This is a genomic window from Saccharopolyspora sp. 6M, from assembly GCF_020176775.1.
GTDB lineage: Bacteria > Actinomycetota > Actinomycetes > Mycobacteriales > Pseudonocardiaceae > Saccharopolyspora_C > Saccharopolyspora_C gregorii.
On record NZ_JAIUJZ010000320.1, the window covers coordinates 1 to 3,433 of the forward strand.

The window sequence follows — 3,433 nt, forward strand, 5'->3', positions numbered from 1 at the left end:
CCATCGACCCGGCCCTAGCCTGGCCGCCCGCGCTCATCCGGCAGATCACCACGGCGTTCACCGAGCCCGGCGCCCGGGTCGGTCTGCTGCCCTGGCCCCGCACGAACGCCGCCGAGCACACCCCTGAACTCGACGAGCAGGCCGACGACGCCCTGGCCGCGATCGACCGAACCGGCCGCACCGCCGTCCTCGACCACGTCCCCAGTTCCGGCTCCGCGGTGGCAGGAACGGTGTCTCGGCCGTTCTGGGACGGGCTCATCACCCCCGACGCCCACCACACCGCACCCGCCCCAGACCCCGCGGAGGCAGTGCGCGGCCCGGCCGCCGACGTGCCGAATGCGGATCTCGACCTGATCATCACCAGCCTCTCCCCGGACGCGTCCGGAGATGCCGTGACCGATCTCGTCGCGCTGCACGCAGCCCGCCGCCTCCGCACCGGCGGCACCCTCGCCGTACTCACCCACAGTCACCAACACGACGGGGTGCTCATCGACCCGACCGGGTCAGTAGTCGCCGCCGGGCAGAACGCCGACCTGCTCTACCTCCAGCACCTCGTCGTCCTCCACACACCCCTGCACCGCCACCCCCTCACCCCACCGAAGACCACCACCGAGGCACGGTCCGGGCGGGTGGCGCGGCATCAGCGGATCCACTCCGACCTGCTCGTGTTCGCCCAACCCACCGACCACACGAACGGCGAACACCCGTGAGCACGCACCAGAGCTCCGAGCCCGACCACAGGAAGGCCCCCGCCATGCCCGAACGCCAGCACCCCGCCACCACCAGCACCACACCAAGCTCGGGAGTGTCGGTGTGGGCGACGGCCCAGTCCGCACCCGCCTCCCAACGCAAACACCGCTACACCCCTGAATCGACCGCCCACCCGGCGAAGATGCTCCCGGCCGTGGCCGCTCACGCCATCGCCCACTACACCCAACCCGGCGACCTCGTGATCGACCCGATGTGCGGCATCGGCACGACTCTGGTCGAAGCGCTCCACGCCGGGCGCCGCGCGGTCGGGGTGGAATACGAACCGCACTGGGTCCACGTCGCCCGCGACAACCTCACCCTCGCCCACGACGACGGCGTCGGCCACCACGGCGAGGTCTACGCCGGAGACGCCCGCCAACTCGGCTCACTGCTGCCGATCGAGTACGCCAGCCAAGCCTCCCTCGCCGTCACCAGCCCGCCCTACGGACCCTCCGTCCACGGCCAAGTCATCACCACACCCAACAAGACCGTGCAGAAGTTCCACCACCGCTACGGCAACGCCCTCGACCGCGGCAACCTCGCCAACATCGGCCACCACCGACTCCTCGCCGGATTCACCCGCATCCTCACCGCACTCCGCACATTCCTCACACCCGGCGGACACATCGCCATCACGCTGCGGCCCTGGCGAGAGCACTCCGAACTCATCGACCTCCCCTCCCAAATCCTCACCTGCGGACAACGCGCCGGACTCATCCCCACCGAACGCTGCGTCGCACTCCTCGCACGAGCCACCGACACCGAACTCATCGCCCGCGGCAGCTTCTTCCAACGCGACTTCATCCGCAAACAACGCGACGCCGGACTCCCGCTACACCTCATCTCCCACGAAGACGTCCTGATCTTCCGTACACCCGCTTAGGCAGACATGGCGAACTCGGCAATGCGTTCGCCAGACCACGAACCTGGAGCAATCAAAGTGACGAAACGATTTCCTCAAAAGAAACAGAACTCTTCCATCCCCGAGCCAGCCTCTTCCTTGCTACCACTCCTGACACCTCGGGAAGCAGCCCAAACACTTGCCATCAAAGAATCGTGGCTACGCCGCAAAGCAGGCACTAGAGAAATACCTTGCACCTTCATTGGACGCCACCTCCGCTTTTCCCAGCACGACGTCCAGCTCATCGCCCAGCACGGCGCCGAACAAAATATTCACCACAAGTGATTCTCCGCACATTAACCCGCATTGTCAGGCGACCACTTGCCCTCTAATGAACTGGATGGCCCCATCGACCCATCGCAATCGATCCAACAAATAGGAGACGACCATGGCATGGGCAGAGAAGCACGGATCATCCTGGCGGGTCCGCTATCCGAAAAAAGACGGAACACTAGGCTCCATTCCCGGGTTCGCCACCAAGACCGCTGCGAAAAACTACGCGGACGACATCGAAACCGACCAAAGGAAAGGGAACTGGATCGACCCGGCAGCAGGAAAAATCACTCTCTCCACCTGGGTCGACGACTGGCTCGACGCTCTTGATGTGCGCCCCAACACCGAGAACCAATACCGCAGCCTGCTGAACAACCACATCTTGCCCAAGTGGGGCGATTCACCGCTCGCAGAGATCACCGGAATCGGTATCGCAGCCTGGACCAAGAAGCTCGCCGCCCGCGGTTACAAGCCCTCCACAGTCGGACACATCCGCAAAGTCTTCTCCCTCATCCTCACCGACGCCGTCGACGACCGGCTCATCCCGTCCAACCCAGTCCGCACACGCGGACGACGTGGAAAACGCCTCCACACCAAGCGTGTTGAACGCCCCTGGGCAACCCCCGAACAAGCCCTGCTCATCGCCGACCACGCAGCCAACCTCATCGGCGGATGGGCAGGCGTCCTGATCACCACCGCCGCCTATACCGGCGCACGCTGGGGTGAACTCGCCGGGCTACAACGCATCAACACCCACCTCGACGACGCCACGATCGTCATCGACCCCGACATCGGAGCGTTGCACGAACTCAACGGCCACTTCGAACTCGGCCCGCCCAAGACCCCCGAATCCGCCCGCACCATCACCCTTCCCCCGTTCCTCACCGAACTTCTCCGCACCCACCTCGACCACCACGATCACCCGCACATCTTCGTCAGCGCCGAGCAGACCTACCTCCGCCGCTCCAACTTCAACCGGCGCGCCATGCGCCCCGCAGCCGACGGCAACCTCCACCGCACCCGCATCCCTCTCCGAGTCCCGCCAGTCCTACCCGGCCTCGCCTTCCACGACCTACGCCACAGCCACAAAACCTGGCTCATCACCGACGCCATCCCCGAAATCGCCCAAGCATGCAGACTGGGCCACACGCTGCAAAACCCAATGCAACAGACCTACTCCCACGTCTCCAGCGAAGTCGAGCACCGCACCATCACCGCACTCCAAGACCGCTGGGACAAAACCCTCGCCAACGCCCCCGCCACCACGCTCGACACCACCTGGCGAAACCTCACCTAAACTCAACCGCAGCTCACGCGAAGCCTCCAGCACCACACCCGCCAGCCACAGAGCCTTCGCATCACATCAATGCAGGTCACAGCACCAGCATGACGTTGACCGGTACAAACGTGATCAACAAGCCCCCGCCTGAAACCGACCCCTCGCAACGAGCAGCAAAACCCCAGCGCAACACCCCCACCGAGACGCCCCTCCTGCGGTCCCCTCCGGGG

General features: G+C 65.2%; 4 protein-coding genes. All 4 read left to right on the forward strand.

Annotated features, from left to right (window positions below):
* A partial coding sequence (locus LCD31_RS29705; protein WP_308015881.1) for a hypothetical protein occupies positions 1-710 on the forward strand: 710 nt, incomplete at its 5' end.
* Positions 711-754: 44 nt separating this feature from the next.
* The gene (locus tag LCD31_RS28460; RefSeq protein WP_374201692.1) at positions 755-1,633 is read left to right on the forward strand and encodes a TRM11 family methyltransferase; all 879 of its coding nucleotides are present in this window, start codon (positions 755-757) and stop codon (positions 1,631-1,633) included.
* A gap of 21 nt (positions 1,634-1,654) precedes the next feature.
* Positions 1,655-1,936 (forward strand): helix-turn-helix domain-containing protein, encoded by a 282-nt coding sequence (locus tag LCD31_RS28465; RefSeq protein WP_224963232.1) that lies wholly within the window; start codon positions 1,655-1,657, stop codon positions 1,934-1,936.
* A gap of 103 nt (positions 1,937-2,039) precedes the next feature.
* Entirely contained in the window at positions 2,040-3,221 is a 1,182-nt protein-coding gene (locus tag LCD31_RS28470) for a tyrosine-type recombinase/integrase (RefSeq protein WP_224963230.1), read from the forward strand.
* Positions 3,222-3,433 lie beyond the last annotated feature (212 nt).

Excerpts from the sequence above, each read along its gene's own strand:
- LCD31_RS28460 (WP_374201692.1), top strand. The coding sequence starts at position 755 with ATGCCCGAACGCCAGCACCCCGCCACCACCAGCACCACACCAAGCTCG.
- LCD31_RS28465 (WP_224963232.1), top strand. The coding sequence starts at position 1,655 with ATGCGTTCGCCAGACCACGAACCTGGAGCAATCAAAGTGACGAAACGA.
- LCD31_RS28470 (WP_224963230.1), top strand. The coding sequence starts at position 2,040 with ATGGCATGGGCAGAGAAGCACGGATCATCCTGGCGGGTCCGCTATCCG.